The organism is Streptomyces sp. NPDC033177 (assembly GCF_055577715.1).
Genome location: NZ_JBVIPS010000002.1, coordinates 82,788 through 99,698 on the forward strand (window position 1 = coordinate 82,788; position 16,911 = coordinate 99,698).

The 16,911-nt window shown below is 70.5% G+C and carries 14 protein-coding genes; 8 read left to right on the forward strand and 6 right to left on the reverse strand.

From position 1 onward, the window contains the following. The first annotated feature begins 40 nt into the window (after positions 1 to 40). From ACZ5U5_RS06415 to ACZ5U5_RS06435, 5 genes are all read left to right on the forward strand, one after another. A complete protein-coding gene (locus ACZ5U5_RS06415; protein ID WP_469017181.1) occupies positions 41 to 1,369 on the forward strand; it encodes a DUF2252 domain-containing protein in 1,329 nt (442 codons plus the stop codon). Positions 1,370 to 1,448: 79 nt separating this feature from the next. Further along, positions 1,449 to 2,135, forward strand: coding sequence for a hypothetical protein (locus ACZ5U5_RS06420; RefSeq protein WP_469017183.1), 687 nt, complete (start codon positions 1,449 to 1,451; stop codon positions 2,133 to 2,135). Between the two features lie 44 nt (positions 2,136 to 2,179). Continuing rightward, positions 2,180 to 2,998 carry a thioredoxin domain-containing protein gene (locus ACZ5U5_RS06425; RefSeq protein ID WP_469017186.1) on the forward strand — a complete coding sequence of 273 codons (819 nt, stop codon included), beginning with the start codon at positions 2,180 to 2,182 and terminating at the stop codon, positions 2,996 to 2,998. 104 nt (positions 2,999 to 3,102) lie between these two features. Further along, positions 3,103 to 4,782 (forward strand): alkaline phosphatase D family protein, encoded by a 1,680-nt coding sequence (locus ACZ5U5_RS06430; protein ID WP_469017189.1) that lies wholly within the window; start codon positions 3,103 to 3,105, stop codon positions 4,780 to 4,782. Between the two features lie 40 nt (positions 4,783 to 4,822). Beyond that, entirely contained in the window at positions 4,823 to 6,370 is a 1,548-nt protein-coding gene (locus ACZ5U5_RS06435; RefSeq protein WP_469017191.1) for a serine/threonine-protein kinase, read from the forward strand. A gap of 35 nt (positions 6,371 to 6,405) precedes the next feature. Here the strand turns inward: ACZ5U5_RS06435 and ACZ5U5_RS06440 are convergent, their stop codons facing one another. Beyond that, positions 6,406 to 6,975, reverse strand: coding sequence for a dienelactone hydrolase family protein (locus tag ACZ5U5_RS06440; RefSeq protein ID WP_469017194.1), 570 nt, complete (start codon positions 6,973 to 6,975; stop codon positions 6,406 to 6,408). A gap of 30 nt (positions 6,976 to 7,005) precedes the next feature. Between ACZ5U5_RS06440 and ACZ5U5_RS06445 the strand changes: the two genes are divergently transcribed. Then, a complete protein-coding gene (locus ACZ5U5_RS06445; protein WP_469017196.1) occupies positions 7,006 to 8,097 on the forward strand; it encodes a mechanosensitive ion channel family protein in 1,092 nt (363 codons plus the stop codon). A gap of 25 nt (positions 8,098 to 8,122) precedes the next feature. On the opposite strand, the gene ACZ5U5_RS06450 is transcribed toward ACZ5U5_RS06445, so the two are convergent. The 5 genes from ACZ5U5_RS06450 to ACZ5U5_RS06470 form a co-directional block, all read right to left on the reverse strand. Continuing rightward, positions 8,123 to 9,712: a Na+/H+ antiporter gene (locus ACZ5U5_RS06450; RefSeq protein ID WP_469017199.1), complete on the reverse strand. Its 1,590-nt coding sequence runs from the start codon at positions 9,710 to 9,712 to the stop codon at positions 8,123 to 8,125. Between the two features lie 160 nt (positions 9,713 to 9,872). Beyond that, the gene (locus ACZ5U5_RS06455; protein ID WP_469017201.1) at positions 9,873 to 10,340 is read right to left on the reverse strand and encodes a GNAT family N-acetyltransferase; all 468 of its coding nucleotides are present in this window, start codon (positions 10,338 to 10,340) and stop codon (positions 9,873 to 9,875) included. Beyond that, positions 10,337 to 11,278 carry an RluA family pseudouridine synthase gene (locus ACZ5U5_RS06460; RefSeq protein ID WP_469017204.1) on the reverse strand — a complete coding sequence of 314 codons (942 nt, stop codon included), beginning with the start codon at positions 11,276 to 11,278 and terminating at the stop codon, positions 10,337 to 10,339. Before ACZ5U5_RS06460 ends, ACZ5U5_RS06455 begins: the two co-directional genes overlap by 4 nt. Positions 11,279 to 11,338: 60 nt before the next feature. After that, positions 11,339 to 11,959, reverse strand: a complete 621-nt coding sequence (lspA, locus tag ACZ5U5_RS06465) for a signal peptidase II (RefSeq protein WP_469017207.1) — start codon at positions 11,957 to 11,959, stop codon at positions 11,339 to 11,341. A 78-nt stretch (positions 11,960 to 12,037) separates the two neighbouring features. After that, positions 12,038 to 12,913, reverse strand: coding sequence for a TraR/DksA family transcriptional regulator (locus tag ACZ5U5_RS06470; RefSeq protein ID WP_469017210.1), 876 nt, complete (start codon positions 12,911 to 12,913; stop codon positions 12,038 to 12,040). A gap of 305 nt (positions 12,914 to 13,218) precedes the next feature. Here ACZ5U5_RS06470 and ACZ5U5_RS06475 point away from each other — a divergent pair, with 305 nt between their 5' ends. Together ACZ5U5_RS06475 and ileS are read left to right on the forward strand one after the other, a co-directional pair. Further along, positions 13,219 to 13,410, forward strand: coding sequence for a DUF1059 domain-containing protein (locus tag ACZ5U5_RS06475; protein WP_363208222.1), 192 nt, complete (start codon positions 13,219 to 13,221; stop codon positions 13,408 to 13,410). Positions 13,411 to 13,769: 359 nt separating this feature from the next. Then, positions 13,770 to 16,910, forward strand: a complete 3,141-nt coding sequence (gene ileS / locus ACZ5U5_RS06480) for an isoleucine--tRNA ligase (protein ID WP_469019301.1) — start codon at positions 13,770 to 13,772, stop codon at positions 16,908 to 16,910. Position 16,911 lies beyond the last annotated feature (1 nt).

Below are 16,911 nucleotides of genomic sequence, written 5' to 3' on the forward strand. Positions count from 1 at the left end.
CACAGGCCACGCACGACCCTGTACCAGGAGGCACCCCGCGATGTCGGAACCGCAGCCCACCGCTGAGCAGCGCGGCGAGCAGATCCTCTCCGTCTTCGACACCGCGTTCGGCGAGCTGCTCGCCGCGGACCCCGCCGCGTTCCGGGTGAAGTTCCGGAGGATGGCCGGTTCCGCCTTCGCGTTCTACCGCGGCACGGCCTGCCTCTTCTACGGGGACCTGGAGCGCGAGCAGCACGGCGGTCCCTACCTGGACGAGCGCACGGGGCGGGTGTGGATCCACGGTGACCTGCACGCGGAGAACTTCGGCACGTACATGGACGCCCAGGGCCGCCTGATCTTCAACGTGAACGACTTCGACGAGGCCTACGTCGGCCCCTTCACCTGGGACCTGAAGCGCTTCGCCGCCTCAGTGGCTCTCATCGGGTACACGAAGGCGCTCAGCGACGAGCAGATCACCGACCTGGTCCGGATCTACGCGGCGGCGTACCGCGAGCGGATCCACGACCTGGCGACCGGCGCCAAGAGCGACGAGGTGCCGCCCTTCACCCTGGACACCGCCCAGGGCCCGCTCCTGGACGCGCTGCGCGACGCGCGTTCGCTGACCCGCTTCGGCCTCCTGGACTCCATGACGGAGATCCGCGACTTCGAGCGCCGCTTCGCCCCGGGCGGCGGCTCCATCGAGCTCGACGCGGCCACGCGGTACAAGGTGCTCGCCGCCTTCGACGGCTATCTGGAGACGCTCCCCGAGTCCTCGCTCACCCGCCCCGACTCTTACCGGGTCAAGGACGTCGTCGGCCGGCGCGGCATCGGCATCGGCTCCGCGGGACTGCCCTCGTACAACATCCTTCTGGAGGGCAACAGCGACGCGTTGGAGAACGACGTCGTGATCTACCTCAAGCAGGCGCAGACCCCGGCCGTCTCGCGGCACATCACCGACGGCGCGGTCCGTGACTACTTCCAGCACGAGGGCCACCGCACGGTCATCTCGCAGCGCGCGCTGCAGGCGCACGCCGACCCGTGGCTGGGCTGGACCGAGCTGGACGGCTCCGGACAGCTGGTCGCCGAGGTCTCTCCGTACGCGGTGGACCTGGACTGGTCGGACATCGACGACTGGGAGGAGATCGCCGCGGTCATCGCCGACCTGGGCCGCGCCACCGCCACGATGCACTCCGCGGCGGACGACGAGAGCGGGCACTCGGACCTGGTGCCGTTCTCCACGGAGCGCGCGATCGACGCCGCCATCGCGGCGGACGAGGAGGGCTTCGGTGACCTGCTCGTGGACTTCGCGCACGAGTACGGCGCGCGGGCCCGCAGGGACCACCAGATCTTCGTCGACCTGTTCCGCAACGGCCGGATCCCGGGTCTGTAGGCACGAAGAGGACGCCGTGCAACTCATAGGCACCCTTTAGGGCTGCCTTACGGGAGCACATGGCACACTCTGCTGCGCGATGGACATATCCGGGACCCAGCTCAGAGCCGTGCGCGCGGCGCTCTTCACGACGCTCGTCGTGACGCTCTCCGCCGCGTCGCATGTCCTGCTGTCCCGCGCCCCGCTGCCGCTGACCACCGTCGCGGTGATCTCCGTCGCGGTCTTCGTCATCGCGTACGCACTGGCGGGGCGCGAGCGTGGCTACGGCCGCATCGCCGCCCTCCTGATCCCCCTCGAGCTGGCCGCCGACACGGTGTTCACCGCGGGGCAGCACGTCTGTTACGGCCAGGCGGGCGGCCCCGTCGCGGGCCCGCTGCGCTCCGTCGGCTTCGACGTGCTGTGCGGCGGCGCCGACGTCGGCACCCCGCTGGCCCAGATGACCGGCGGCGACGGACACCGCGCCGCCGTGCTGCTCGCCGACGCCGATCCCGGCGCCGCCTGGCTGCTGCTCGGCGCGCACGTCGCGGTCGGTCTGCTCGCGGCGGCCTGGCTGCGGCGCGGGGAACGCGCCCTGGCCCAAGTGCTGCGCGCGGTGGCCGCCTCCACCTTCCGGCCGCTGCTCGTCGCGGTCGCAGCGGCGGGCATCCGCCCGCGGCCCGTCCTGCGGGCCCCGCGTCCCGCGCGCCGGGTGCGCACCGCGCGTACGCGGCCTCTCGTGCACTTCGTGGGACGGCGTGGACCGCCGTGCTCGGCCGTCTTCGCCTGAGCACCACCGTCCCCACGCACGTCACCCCAACGGAGAACAACATCATGAGCAAGCGCAACAGCCAGGCGGCCAAGTCGGCGGCCCGCGAGCGGATCCGCGCCCAGCAGGAAGCCGAGCGCAAGCGGCAGAAGCGGAAGCGGTCGATGGTCGTCGGCGTCTCCGTCGTCGCGGTCCTGGCGATCGCGGGCGGCGTCGGCTACGCCGTCATGCAGGCCAACAAGCCCGACCACTGGGAAGCCGCCAAGGACGAGAAGCTGGTCAAGCCGGCCAACTCCGCGGGCACGGACGGCACGACCGTCGTCATCGGCAAGGACAGCGCCAAGAAGACCCTCAAGGTCTACGAGGACCCGCGCTGCCCGGTCTGCGCCAGCTTCGAGCAGGCCGTGGGCCCGACGGTCGAGAAGGACCTGAAGGACGGCAAGTACAAGATCCAGTTCATCGGCGCCTCGTTCCTCGACCGCAACCTCACGGGTGAGGGCTCCAAGAACGCGCTCAGTGCGATGGGTGCCGCCCTGAACGTGAGCGACCAGGCCTTCCTCGACTACAAGAAGGCGCTGTTCTCCAAGGAGAACCACCCCTCCGAGACGGAGGACAAGTTCAAGGACGACGCGTACCTGACCAAGATCGCCAACCAGGTCCCCGAGCTCAAGAAGAGCAAGACCTTCGCGAAGGACGTCAAGGACGGCACGTACGACCGCTGGGCCCTGGAGATGTCGAAGAAGTTCGACGACAACAAGGACGGCGTCGACGGCACGCCCTCCTTCGTCATGGACGGCAAGAAGCTGACCGGGCCCGACAAGAAGAACGCTCCCTCGACGGTCGAGGACTACAAGAAGGCCGTCGACGCGGCGCTCAAGGCCTGAACCGGCACTAGAGCCGTGCGCTGAGCGGCACTTGGCAAAAGAGCGGGCGAACGTTTCACAATTCGCCCGCTCTTGGCGATTACCGATCAGTAAGGTAATCGCTCGTGACCAGTCGAAACAGCGCACACAGACCGCTCAACTCCCCTGCCCCGAGCCGCCGTACGGTCGTCAAGGCAGCCGCCGCCACCGCGGCCCTCGCGCCGCTCGCCGCGGCTCCCCTCGCCCACGCCGCCGCGGGACCCGCGTTCCACCACGGCGTCGCGTCGGGAGACCCGCTGCCCGACGGCGTCCTGCTGTGGACCCGCGTGACTCCGACACCCGAGGCCACGCCGGGCTCCGGCAAGGGCCCCGACACCGAAGTGCGCTGGGAGATGGCCAAGGACAAGGGCTTCACCCAGGTCGTCGGCCGCGGCAGCACGACCGCACAGGCCACGGCCGACCACACGGTCAAGGCCGACGTAAGGGGCTTGAGCCCTGCCATCACCTATTACTTCCGCTTCTCCGTGGGCGGCTCCGGGTCTGACGGAACCCCGGTGCACTCCCCCGTGGGCCGCACCCGCACCACCGCCGCGCACGAGTCGGCGGCCCCCGGCGTCCGGTTCGGGGTGGTGTCCTGCGCCAACTGGGAGGCGGGCTACTTCTCCGCGTACCGCCATCTCGCGGCCCGCACGGAGCTCGACGCGGTCCTGCACCTCGGCGACTACGTCTACGAGTACCCCAGCGGCGAGTACCCGGCCGCCGAGTACGGCGTACGTCAGCACGAGCCGCGGCACGAGATCGTCAGCCTCGCCGACTACCGCATACGCCACGGCGTCCACAAGACCGACCCGGACGCGCAGGCGATGCACGCCACGCACCCCCTGATCGCGATCTGGGACGACCACGAGTTCGCCGACAACACCTGGTCGGGCGGCGCGGTGAACCACTCCCCGGAGTCCGAGGGCGACTGGGCACAGCGCATGGCGGCCGCCAAGCAGGCGTACTTCGAGTGGATGCCCGTACGCCCTTCCACTGAAGGCACCGTCTACCGTCGCCTGCGCTTCGGCAAGCTGGCCGATCTGCACCTGCTCGACCTGCGCTCCTTCCGCTCCGAGCAGGCGGGCTTCGGCAGCGGAGATGTGGACGACCCGGACCGTACGATCACGGGCCGCGCCCAGCTCGACTGGCTGAAGGCGGGCCTCGCCTCGTCCGACGCCTCCTGGAAGCTGGTCGGCACCTCGGTGATGATCTCGCCGGTGGCCTTCGGCTCCGTGCCGGCCCATCTCCTGGAGCCCATCGCGGAGTTGCTCGGCCTGCCCAAGGAAGGCCTCGCCGTCAACGGCGACCAGTGGGACGGCTACACCGACGACCGCAAGGAACTCATCTCCCACCTGGTCGACAAGTCGATCCGGAACACGGTCTTCCTTACCGGGGACATCCACATGGCGTGGGCCAACGACGTACCGGTGAGGGCCGCCACGTACCCCGGATCGCCCTCCGCCGCCACGGAGTTCGTGGTCACGTCCGTGACCTCCGACAACGTGGACGACATGCTGCACGTCGCCCCGCACACCCTCTCGCTGGTCGCGGTCGGCGCGGTGAAGGCGGCCAACCGCCATGTGAAGTGGCTGGACATGGACTCGCACGGCTACGGCGTCCTCGACGTCACCGCCGAGCGCTCGCAGATGGACTACTACGTCCTCTCCGACCGCAAGAACCCCGAGGCGACGTCCAAATGGGCCCGTTCATACCGCACCCTCAGCGGCACCCAGAAGGTCGAGCGGGTGTCGTCGCCGGTGCGCTGACCGGGTCACGCCTGTCGGCGGCGCCCTCTACGCTGGTGACATGAGCGGCCAGGGGGACATGGTGGACGGGCGCTTCGAGCTGCTCGAGCGGCTCGGCAGCGGGGGCATGGGCACGGTGTGGCGGGCGCGCGACACCGTGCTGCACCGCGAGGTGGCCGTCAAGGAGGTGCGCCCCGCGCGGCACGAGCTGACGGACGAGCAGTCACGCGTCCTGCGGGAGCGGGTGCTGCGCGAGGCCAGGGCGCTGGCCCGGCTCAATCACCCGCATGTGGTGACGATCCATCACATCGTGGACACGGGCCCGCACCCCTGGATCGTGATGGAGCTGCTGCCGGGCCGCACGCTCCAGGACCTTCTGGAACAGGGCACGTTGCCGCCGCACGAGGCGGCACGCATCGGCCGCGAGCTGCTCTCGGCGCTGCGCGTCGCCCACGCGGCGGGCATCCTGCACCGGGACGTGAAGCCCGCCAACGTACTGCTGCGGGCAGAGACCCCCGGTGGTCCGGGCATCTCCGTGGTCCTCACGGACTTCGGCATCGCCTCGCTGCGGGGCTCCACGCAGCTCACCGCCACGGGCGACCTGATCGGTTCGCCGGAGTACATCGCGCCCGAGCGCATCCGCGGCACGGACGAGGGCCCGGCGGCCGACCTCTGGTCGCTCGGCCTCGTCCTGTACGTCGCGGTGGAGGGCGTCAGCCCGCTGCGCCGCGCCTCGACGCTCGCCACGCTCGCTGCCGTGCTCGACGAACCGGTCCCACCGCCCGTGCGCTCCGGGCCGCTCGCCCCGGTCCTCGGCGCCCTCCTCGTGCGGGACCCGGCGCTGCGCCCGGACGCGGAGCGCCTGGACGCGATGCTCGCCGCGGTGGCGAACGGCATCGCCTGGCAGCCGACGGAGACCGCGGAGCGGCCTCCGGTCCCGGCGGAGCAGCCCGCCGTCACGGTGGGGCAGCCGTCTCCGGCCGCCGGTCCCCGCAGTCGTACGCCGGTGATCGTCGCGGTGATCGCCGTGGCGCTCGCCCTGGTGGCCGGTGCCGCGCTGGTCCTCGCGCTGCGGGACGGGGACGGCACGGGCGGGGACGAGGGCAAGGGCGGCGGGAGCACCGCCGCTGGGACGCCGTCCAAGGAGTCGCCCGAGCCCACGAAGGAACCTACGAAGAAACCCACGAAAGAGCCCACGAAGGCGACCAAGAGCCCCACGCGGAGCGAGAGCCCCGACCCGGCCACACCCCCGGCGTCCTCCCCCGGTGTCCCGCCTGCATCGGGCAGCTGGATCGCCCAGCTCTTCTCCGAGCCCGTCGGCTCGGGGGCGGACACCCGCGACCGCAGGCTCACGGCAGTGCGCAAGGACGTGCCCGAAGCGGAGTACCTGCGCAGCGACGAGTACGCGTCGCTGCGGCCCGGCTTCTGGGTGATCTACGCTCCCGGGCCCTTCGCGGACGGCCGGGCGGCCCTGCGGTTCTGCGCCGAGCGCGGCAGGACGACCGGCAACGAATGCGTCGGGCGGTATCTCAGCTCCAGCGGCGGCGACTACGGCCTGCAGTGCAAGCCGCCCGCGAGCGCCCCGGTGGGACGCTGCACGCGCGCGTGAGGGCCCGCCGGACGACGGGCTATCCGGGCAACGGGCTACAGGGTCTCCAGGAAGCCGATCGCCGTCCGCCACGTCGCCTCCGCCGCCTCGGCGTCGTAGTCGTCCAGGTCGGGGTCGGTGAAGATGTGGCCCGCTCCCGCGTAGCGGTAGACCTCGACGTCGGCGCCCGTGCGGCCCATCTGGAGGTACCACGCGCTCAGCCAGTCGTCCGTCTCGAACGGGTCGGGCTCGGCGACGTGCAGCTGCACCGGCAGCTCGTCCACCGTCGTGTTCTCCGCGATGTCGGACGTGCCGTGCAGGAGCAGAAGACCGCGCGCCTTGTCGTCGCCGAGGGCCAGGGTCTGCGCGGTGGCGGCGCCGAAGGAGAACCCGGCGTAGACGAGACCCCGCTCGGAGTAGGGCGCGGCGGCCAGGATCGCCCTCTTCAGGAGCTCGTCCTTGCCGAGCTCGTCCTTGAAGGCCATGCCTTCCTCGACCGTGTCGAAGGTGCGCCCGTCGAACAGATCGGGCGTATACACCTCGTGGCCTTCCGCGCGCAGCCGGTCGGCCGCCGCGTGCACCGCGGGCCGCAGCCCGTACGTCGAGTGGAAAAGCATGATGTTCATGAGGCCATCGTGCCACTTACCCTCGGGGGCATGGAGAACGTACTGCGTCCGTTGATCGTGGTCGGCGGCTCGGTCGTGCTCACGCTGGCCGTGGTTTGGCTGGCCGACGTGCTGCTGCGCCGGGCCGACGACCGTCACCCCGACAACCCACTGTGGGGTCTGCTGCGCCGCTGCCGACTGCCCTCACAACTGTCCCTGTGTGCCGCCCTGTTGCGCGGTTCATTCGAACAAGCGGAGATCGGAAAGAACCATTCCGCGGGGATCGCGCAGATCCTGACCCTGGTGCTCATCGGGTCGGTGGCCTGGCTCCTCGTCCGTATCGCGACCGCCATCGTGGAGGCGACCTACGCCCAGTACGCCAACGCGCACCGCGACCCGGCCCGCGTCCGGCGTGTGCGTACGCAGGTCACACTCATCCAGCGGGTGGTCACCGCGATCGTCGGTGTCGTGGCCGTCGGAGCGATGCTCCTCACCTTCCCCGCCATGCAGGCGGCCGGGACATCGCTGCTCGCGTCGGCCGGTGTGCTCGGCATCGTCGCGGGCGTCGCCGCCCAGTCCACCCTCGCCAATCTCTTCGCGGGGCTGCAGATCGCCTTCGGCGACATGGTGCGGATCGGCGACACGGTCGTCGTGGACGGCGAGTGGGGCACGATCGACGAGATCACCCTGACCTTCCTGGCCGTACGGACCTGGGACGAGCGCCGGATCACGATGCCGGTGTCCTACTTCGTTTCGAAGCCCTTCGAGAACTGGTCGCGCGGCGGCTCCCAGATGACCGGCACGGTCTTCTTCCAGCTGGACCACACCGCACCCATCACCGAGATGCGCGAGAAGCTCCAGGACATCCTGCGCGAGTGCGCCGCCTGGGACGGCAGGGACTGGGGCCTCGCGGTCACGGACACCACGCCGAACACGATCCAGGTGCGCGCCCTGGTCACCGCCAAGGACGCGGACGACATCTGGACGGTACGGGTCACCGTGCGCGAGCACCTGGTCCGCTGGCTGACCGAACACCACGCGTACGCGCTGCCCAAGGTCAGCACGGCCTGGGCCGAACTGCCGCCGGAAGACGACGGTCCGCATGCGCCGCCGCCGATCGTGCCGCGCACGGGCCGGGGCTGAGCCCGCGGGCCTGGCGGGGCCTCTCTCAGGACCGCAGGCTGCGTACGTCCAACTGGTGCAGGACCCGGTCGACGATCTCCGGATCGGCGCCGGGTTCACTGCGCGCGGCGAGGATCTCGTGGCGCGCGGCCGACATCATGTCGCGCTGGATGCGCTGGACCGCCTTGAGACGGTCGGCGCGCTTGGAGTACCGCTCGCGCCGCTCGTCGTCGACGATGTCGGGGCTGATCCTGGCCCCGATGTCGAAGGCGCCGCGCAGCAGCCGCTCCGAGAGGTCCTCCGGCAGCTCCTCGACCTCCTCGATCTCCTTCAGGCGGCGCTTGGCCGCCTTGGCCGCCCGCACGGCGAGATCCCGCTCGACGGCCCGCTCGGCGTCCGTGTCCGCGCGCACCCCGAGCTTCTTCACCAGCCAGGGCAGGGTGAGCCCCTGCACGACCAGCGTGGCCATGATCACACAGAAGGCGATGAAGATGATCTCGTCGCGGGCCGGGAAGGGGTCGCCGTTCTCCGTCTTGAGCGGAATGGCCAGGGCGAGGGCCACGGACGCCACGCCGCGCATCCCGGACCACCACATGACGACGGTCTCGCGCCAGGTCGTGGGGATGTCCTCGTCGTAGTCCCGCAGCTTGTGCAGCCGCTTGGCCAGCCAGGTCGCGGGCAGCAGCCACAGCAGCCGTACGCCGATGACGACGGCGACGACCGCCGCGCCCCAACCGATCATCTGCAGCTCACGGCCGTTCGCCGTGCCGAAGACGTTGTGCAGTTCGAGCCCGATGAGCCCGAAGGCGACGCCGGTGACCAAGGTGTCGACGATCTGCCAGAACGTCTGCCCGGTGATCCGGCCGAGCACGTCGTCCGCGTCGGCGCCGTGCTCCGCCAGATAGAGCGCGGTGGTCAGCACGGCGAGCACGCCCGAGCCGAGGAGTTCCTCCGCGAGCACGTAGCTCACGAAGGGCACGAGCAGCGTCAGGCCGGTCTGCAGGGTGGCCTCGCCGAGCACCCCCATGAGTTTGTTGGTCAGCCAGCCGAGCGCGACGCCCACGGCGACGGCGACCACCCCGGAGAGCACCAACTGCCCCACCGCCGACGGCCAGGAGAAGGTCCCGCTGATCGCCGCCGCGATCGCCACGTGGTAGAGCACGATCGCCGTGACGTCGTTGAAGAGGCCCTCGCCCTCCAGGATCGACACGAGCCGCCGCGGCAGCCCGAGCGACCCGGCGACGGCGGTCGCGGCGACCGGATCGGGCGGCGCCACGAGCGCGCCGAGGGCCACGGCCGCGGCGATCGGAAGCCCGGGGACCACCGAATTGGCGATGGCGGCGACCGCGGCGGTCGTCACGAAGACGAGGGCCACGGCGAGCAGGAAGATGGGGCGTCTGTTGGCCGCGAACTGTCGCCAGGAGGTGCGCTGGACGGCCGCGTACAACAGGGGCGGAAGGACCAGCGGCAGGATGTAGTCGGGCGGGATCTCGACGTTCGGGACCCAGCTGACGAAGGCGAGCGCGATCCCGGCCAGCGTCATGAGGACGGGCGCGGGCAGCCCCAGCCGCTCCCCCAACGGCACCGTCACGACGGCACCGAGCAACAGAATGAGCAGCAGCGCCAGTTGGTCCACGGTGCGCCCTCCGGCGGTTCGAGACGGTTCGAGGCAGCTCGCCGGCCCGGGGCTGTCCGGGACTGTCCGGGACTGTCCAGGGCTCAGACGATCAAGACCTCAACCCTGCCACGCGCTCCCCGCGAACCGGCCATGCCCCTCCGGGCGCCCGCCCGGCTCGCTAGTCCAGCGCCTTGCGCATCGCCCGGTGCGGGATCCCCGCGTCCGGGAACTCGGGGCCGTAGACCTCGTACCCCAGGCGCTCGTAGAACCCGAGGGCGTGCGTCTGCGCGTGCAGGTCGACGGCGGTGAGGTCACGCGCGCGTGCCGCGTCCTCTATCGCCCGCACCAGGGCCGCGCCCACGCCGAGGCCGCGCGCCGCCTTGGTCACCGCGAGCCGGCCGAGCGCGCCCACCCGGGCGTCCCCGCCGTTCTTCGCGGCGGCCGCCGCACCGGTGAGCAGGCGGCCCGTGCCCAGCGGAAGACCGTCCTCGCGGACCGCGATGACGTGCACCGCGTCGGCGTCGTACGCGTCGTACTCCAGGTCCTCGGGGACCTGCTGCTCCACGACGAAGACTTCCTTGCGGACCGCGAAGCAGGCCTCCAGGTCGTCGGTCCCGACCGCGACCCGGCAGGTGACGGCGCTCATGCGCTCTCCGCCCGGACTCGGTCCAGCGCCTGCTGGAGGTCGTCCGGATAGGTGCTCTCGAACTCCACCCACTGCCCGTCCCCGGGGTGCTCGAAGCCGAGGCGCACCGCGTGCAGCCACTGGCGGGTGAGCCCGAGCCGCTTGGAGAGGGTCGGGTCGGCGCCGTACGTCAGGTCGCCCACGCACGGGTGGCGGTGGGCCGCCATGTGCACGCGGATCTGGTGCGTGCGGCCCGTCTCCAGCTTGATGTCGAGCAGCGAGGCCGCGCGGAACGCCTCGATGAGGTCGTAGTGCGTGACGGAGGGCTTGCCCTCGGCCGTGACCGCCCACTTGTAGTCGTGGTTCGGGTGGCGGCCGATGGGGGCGTCGATCGTGCCGCTCATCGGGTCGGGGTGGCCCTGCACGAGCGCGTTGTACCGCTTGTCGACCGTGCGCTCCTTGAACTGCCGCTTCAGGGAGGTGTACGCGCGCTCCGACTTGGCGACCGCCATCAGCCCGGAGGTGCCCACATCGAGGCGGTGCACGATGCCCTGGCGCTCGGCGGCACCGGAGGTCGAGATGCGGTACCCGGCGGCCGCGAGGCCGCCGATCACCGTGGTGCCGGTCCAGCCGGGGCTGGGGTGGGCGGCCACGCCCACCGGCTTGACGATCACGAGGATGTCGTCGTCGTCATGGATGATCTCCATGCCCTCGACGGGCTCGGCGACGACCTGCACCGGAGCGGGCGCCTGCGGCATCTCCACCTCCAGCCAGGCGCCGCCGTGCACACGCTCGGACTTGCCGACCACGCTGCCGTCGACCATCACCTTGCCTGCCGCCGCCAGCTCGGCGGCCTTCGTGCGGGAAAAACCGAACATGCGGGAGATGGCGGCGTCGACGCGCTCGCCCTCCAGGCCGTCCGGCACGGGCAGGGTACGGATCTCGGGAATCGTGCTCACCCATTGAGTATGCAGGAGGCCGCTGACACTCCCGCACCGCGAGCCCCTCGCCCCGAGCGCTCAGTCCTTGTGGACGGTGCCGTCCGGGTCCAGGCCGCGGAAGGAAAGGATCACGATCAGGAAGCCGCCGCACACGATCGCGGAGTCCGCGAGGTTGAACACCGCGAAGCCCTTGGGCGCGATGAAGTCGACCACCGCTCCCTCGAACACACCGGGGGAACGGAAGATCCGGTCGGTGAGGTTGCCCAGGGCGCCGCCGAGCAGCATGCCGAGCGCGATCGCCCACGGCAGGCTGTAGAGCTTGCGGGCCAGGCGGGCGATGACCACGATCACCGCCGCGGCGATGAAGGTGAAGATCACGGTGAACGCCTCGCCCATACCGAAGGCCGCGCCCGCGTTCCGGATGGCGTTGAACTGGAGCCAGTCCCCGATGATCTCGATCGGCTCGTGATGCTCGAGCTTCGCGACGACGATCATCTTGCTGACGAGATCCAGGGCGTACGCGACCACGGCCACCGCGAACAGGGCCAGGAGCTTGCGCTTCCCCTTGCTCTGGGCGCCCTGCTCGTCCGGCTCGTCCTGCCCCGTCGCGTCGCCGGAGCCCGAGGCGGACTGCTCCGGCTCGGCCCCGTCGGCCTCAGGGATATCCGGCGTACCGATGATGCGCTCCGCCTCTGCCACGTGAGTCCCTCAACCTAGGTACCTGACTGGGGACGAGGGTACGGCACACACGTACGGCACCAGGTGGTCAGGCCGTGTTCAGTAGCGCCGTTCCTGCTTCTGCTTGCAGTCCATGCACAGGGTCGCGCGGGGGAAGGCCTGCATCCGCGCCTTGCCGATGGGACTACCGCAGTTCTCGCAGATGCCGTACGTCCCCGCGTCAAGACGCTCCAGGGCGCGCTCCGTCTGTTCGAGCATCTCGCGCGCGTTGGCGGCCAGCGACATCTCGTGTTCCCGGGTGATGTTCTTCGTGCCGGTGTCCGCGTCGTCGTCGCCCGCGCCGTCCCCGGAGTCGCGCATCAGACCCGCCAGGGCGTCCTCGGAGGAGGTGATCTCGCTGCCGAGCCGCAGTGCCTCGCTCTGCAGCTCCGCGCGGGCCTCCTCGACCTCCTCCGGCGTCCAGGGGTCCTCGCCGGGGCGGACCGCGAGCTCACCGGGCTCCGCGGCGGCGACGCGCGCCTTGGGCACCGCCGTCGGCTTCTTGGCTGCCGTCGCCGTGCCCGGAGTCTTCTTCGTGACCACTGTCGTGGCTCCCGTCGTCTCCGCGGCCTGAGCCGCGCCCTCGGCCGCTGTCGCGGCCGTCTTCTTGGCCGAGCTCTTCTTGGCAGCTGTCTTCTTGGCAGCTGCCTTCTTGGCCGCGGGGGCCTTCTTCGCCGCGGCGGCCTTCTGCGAAGCGGGCTCCTTGGCCGCGCCCTCATCGGCGGCCGTCTTCTTGCCGATGCCGGCGACCTTGGCGACCGCCTTCTTGGCGACGGCCTTCTTGACGGCCGCCTTCTTCGCCACGGCTTCCTTGGCGGCGGTCTTCTTGGTTGCCGTTTTCTCGGCGGCGGTCTTCTTGGCGGCGGTCTTCTTCGTGGCCGCGCCCGTCGATCTGCCCGACGCCGGATGCTGTACGGCGGTCTTTTTCGCCACCATGGCCGCGGCCCCTTCACATATTGTGATCTTGCTCGCGATTCGTGCTGGGACGATAAATCGACTCAGAGCCCGCGGCAACGGGGCACGCCGCCTGATGCGCCCGCCCCACGGGTGTCGCGCGGCGAGCATGCATGCGTTGTGCCCAGCTCCCAGCCCGGTAATCCGCCCGGTGGGACGGGCCAGGATCCGGACTTCCCGCATGTCGGCATTCGGGTCAGTCCCGGCTGCCCCGAGGGCACCGGGCCCGCACCCGTTCCGAGGCCGCAAACAGGAATAAACTGGTGCACGAACGAAGAAGGTGCGCCATGCGTAAGACAGCCGACTGCAGAGAGTTCCCGAGCGAGACCAACTGCACCCTCGCCATCTCAGGCGAGGAGGAGGAAGTGGTCCGTGCGGCCAGTGAGCACGCCGTGTCGGTCCACGGCCACACCGACAGCGCGGAGCTGCGCAAGATGGTCCGCGAATCCCTCAGGGACGAAGTCCCCCAGCACGCCTGAGGCCCCCGCCGCCCCGCGAAAACCGGTCGGCCGCGTCCACCCTTGGCCCGTACACTGGGCGGAGCGAGAAGCGTGGATGGGGACGAGTAGCGGCGTAAGCGGCCAGGAGCGACCCGGGGACGGTGTGAGCCCGGGGGCAGGCGCGACGTGAAGATCACCCCGGAGCCGCCGGAAGAAAGCCGAAGCCCTTGGCAGAGGCCAGTAGACCCGGCATCGCGACCCCAATGAGGGGGCTTTTCCGTGCGCCACACGCGCAGGGAAGGCCAAGGAGGGTGGTACCGCGGGAGCACGACAAGGGCTCTCGTCCCTCCGACGGAACGGAATCGTCCGCCGGAGGAAGCGCGTTGAACACGCAGCCGTTGCATACGCAGCCGCAGTACCGTCAGGTGCCCGCCCAGGTCGACCTGCCCGCCCTTGAGCACGCCGTGCTCGACTTCTGGCGCGAGCAGAAGATCTTCGCCAAGAGCCTGGAGCAGTCCGAGGGCCGCCCCGAGTGGGTGTTCTACGAAGGTCCGCCCACCGCCAACGGCATGCCGGGCGCCCACCACATCGAGGCCCGCGTCTTCAAGGACGTCTTCCCGCGCTTCCGCACCATGCGGGGCTACCACGTCGCCCGCAAGGCCGGCTGGGACTGCCACGGCCTCCCGGTCGAGCTCGCGGTCGAGAAGGAGCTCGGGTTCAACGGCAAGAAGGACATCGAGGCGTACGGCATCGCCGAGTTCAACGCCAAGTGCCGCGAGTCCGTGACCCGGCACACCGACGCCTTCGCCGACCTCACGACCCGCATGGGCTACTGGGTCGACCTCGACGACGCGTACCGCACGATGAACCCCGAGTACGTCGACTCGGTCTGGTGGTCCCTGAAGGAGATCTTCAACAAGGACCTCCTGGTCCAGGACCACCGCGTCGCGCCCTGGTGCCCGCGCTGCGGCACCGGCCTCTCCGACCACGAGCTCGCGCAGGGGTACGAGACGGTCGTCGACCCCTCCGTCTTCGTCCGCTTCCCGCTCACCGGCGGCCCGCTGGCGGGCGAGGCGGCCCTCCTGGTGTGGACGACCACTCCGTGGACCCTCGTCTCCAACACCGCGGTCGCCGCGCACCCGGACGTCACGTACGTCGTCGCGACGAACGGTGAGGAGAAGCTCGTCGTCGCCGAGCCGCTCGTCGAGAAGGCCCTCGGCGAGGGCTGGGAGGTCACCGGCCAGACCTTCACCGGCGCCGAGATGGAGCGCTGGACCTATCAACGCCCCTTCGAGCTCGTCGAGTTCCCCGCGCCCGCGCATTACGTGGTCAACGCCGACTACGTGACCACCGAGGACGGCACCGGTCTGGTCCACCAGTCCCCCGCCTTCGGCGAGGACGACCTCAAGGTCTGCCGCGCGTACGGCCTCCCGGTCGTGAACCCGGTGCGCCCCGACGGCACCTTCGAGGAGGACGTCCCGCTCGTGGGCGGCGTCTTCTTCAAGAAGGCCGACGAAAAGCTCACCGAGGACCTCCAGGACCGCGGTCTGCTCTTCCGGCACATCCCGTACGAGCACAGCTATCCGCACTGCTGGCGCTGCCACACCGCGCTTCTCTACTACGCGCAGCCGTCCTGGTACATCCGCACCACGGCCATCAAGGACCGTCTCCTCCAGGAGAACGAGAAGACCAACTGGTTCCCCGACTCGGTCAAGCACGGCCGCTTCGGTGACTGGCTGAACAACAACGTCGACTGGGCGCTGTCCCGCAACCGCTACTGGGGCACCCCGCTGCCCATCTGGCGCTGCGAGGAAGGCCACTTGACGTGCGTGGGCTCGCGCGCCGAGCTCTCCGACCTGACGGGCACCGACCAGTCGGAGCTCGACCCGCACCGCCCGTACATCGACGCGGTCACCTTCCCCTGCCCGACCTGCCAGGAGCCGGCGACGCGCGTCCCCGAGGTCATCGACGCCTGGTACGACTCCGGTTCGATGCCCTTCGCGCAGTGGGGATACCCGTACAAGAACAAGGAGCTCTTCGAGAGCCGGTACCCGGCGCAGTTCATCTCGGAGGCCATCGACCAGACGCGCGGCTGGTTCTACACGCTGATGGCGGTGGGCACGCTCGTCTTCGACAAGTCCTCGTACGAGAACGTGGTCTGCCTCGGCCACATCCTCGCCGAGGACGGCCGCAAGATGTCCAAGCACCTGGGCAACATCCTCCAGCCGATCCCGCTCATGGACCAGCACGGCGCCGACGCGGTGCGCTGGTTCATGGCGGCCGGCGGCTCCCCGTGGGCGGCACGCCGCGTGGGCCACGGCACCATCCAGGAGGTCGTCCGCAAGACGCTCCTCACGTACTGGAACACGGTCGCCTTCCAGGCCCTGTACGCCCGTACGTCGAAGTGGGCCCCCAGCGACGCCGACCCGGCGCCCGCGGAGCGCCCGCTCCTGGACCGCTGGCTGCTCAGCGAGCTGCACGCGCTGACCGACCAGGTCACGCAGGCCCTCGAGGGCTACGACACCCAGCGCGCGGGCAAGCTCCTGTCCACGTTCGTCGACAACCTCTCGAACTGGTACGTACGCCGTTCCCGCCGCCGCTTCTGGCAGGGCGACAAGGCGGCCCTGCGCACCCTGCACGAGGTCCTGGAGACGGTCACGCGCCTGATGGCCCCGCTGACGCCGTTCATCACCGAGCGCGTCTGGCAGGACCTGGTGGTGCCGGTCACCGCGGACGCCCCGGAGTCGGTCCACCTGACGTCCTGGCCCGAGGCCGACCTGTCGGCGATCGACCCGGAGCTGTCGAAGCAGATGGTCCTCGTGCGCCGCCTGGTGGAGCTGGGCCGCGCCACGCGCGCGGAGTCGGGCGTCAAGACCCGTCAGCCGCTGTCCCGCGCCCTGGTCGCCGCCACGGGCTTCGAGTCGCTCAACCCGGAGCTGCACGCCCAGATCACCGAGGAGCTCAATGTCTCCTCCCTCGCGTCGCTCTCCGAGGTCGGCGGCTCACTGGTCGACACGACCGCGAAGGCCAACTTCCGCGCGCTCGGCAAGCGCTTCGGCAAGGGCGTCCAGGCGGTCGCCAAGGCCGTCGCCGACGCCGACGCGGCTGCGCTGTCCCTGGCCCTGCGCGAGGGCACGGCGTCGGTCGAGGTGGACGGCGAGACGGTGACGCTGGCCCCGGACGAGGTCATCATCACGGAGACCCCGCGCGAGGGCTGGTCGGTGGCGTCGGACTCCGGTGCCACGGTCGCCCTGGACCTGGAGATCACGGAGGAGCTGCGCCGGGCCGGCCTGGCGCGTGACGCGATCCGCCTGATCCAAGAGGCTCGCAAGAACAGCGGCCTGGACGTCGCGGACCGGATCGCCCTGCGCTGGACCTCCACGGACCCGGTCGTGCTCACGGCTCTGTCCGACCATGCCGAGCTCATCGCGGACGAGGTCCTCGCCACGGACTTCGAGCAGGGCGAGGCGGACGACGCGTACGGCGAGACGTTCACGGACGAGTCACTGGCGCTCACGTTCCGCCTCCGCAAGGCGTAGC